This is a genomic window from Gilvimarinus sp. 1_MG-2023 (assembly GCF_030548285.1).
Window position 1 is genome coordinate 1 of sequence record NZ_JAUOSC010001419.1, and the last position, 249, is coordinate 249.

At 51.8% G+C, this 249-nt stretch carries 1 protein-coding gene; it reads right to left on the bottom strand.

All coding sequences use genetic code 11. From position 1 onward, the window contains the following. Positions 1-88: 88 nt before the first annotated feature. A partial coding sequence (locus tag Q4563_RS23830; protein WP_442903853.1) for an anion permease occupies positions 89-249 on the bottom strand: 161 nt, incomplete at its 5' end.

The following is a 249-nucleotide window of genomic DNA, read 5'->3' on the forward strand; positions in this document are numbered from 1 at the left end:
GGGGAGCAACCTCCCCCTGTAATTATTAGGCTTCTAGCCGGGCACCAAATACATTCCGCCAATCTTTTAGTAACCGCTTACTTCGTGATCACCAGTACCCTAATATACCCCACCAAATCGCCCCAACCAACGTCCAGATAATCAGGTTTACCACGCTCATTACCAGGCCCATGATCCACCAGTCCTCCATGGAGACGTAGCCAGAGCCAAAGATAATTGGTGAGGTGCCGGTGGCGTAATGGGTGAGGG